This window comes from Thalassolituus sp. UBA6592, assembly GCF_002433655.1.
Taxonomy (GTDB): domain Bacteria; phylum Pseudomonadota; class Gammaproteobacteria; order Pseudomonadales; family Oceanobacteraceae; genus Venatoribacter.
Window position 1 is genome coordinate 13,882 of record NZ_DJIO01000064.1, and the last position, 213, is coordinate 14,094.

At 62.0% G+C, this 213-nt stretch carries 1 protein-coding gene; it reads right to left on the reverse strand.

Annotation, left to right across the window (positions count from 1 at the left end):
• Positions 1-213 (reverse strand): hypothetical protein (locus tag B2Z72_RS05845; RefSeq protein ID WP_297004359.1); only part of this gene is annotated, 213 nt, incomplete at both ends.

The window sequence follows — 213 nt, forward strand, 5'->3', positions numbered from 1 at the left end:
GATCGGGAAGCCGGTCGCCTTGGAAGCCAGAGCCGAGGAGCGGGATACACGCGGATTCATCTCGATGACAACCATGCGGCCGGTGTTCGGGCAAATACCGAACTGCACGTTGGAGCCACCGGTTTCGACACCGATCTCACGCAGTACCGCCAGCGAGGCGTTACGCATGATCTGGTATTCCTTGTCGGTGAGGGTCTGGGCCGGGGCCACGGT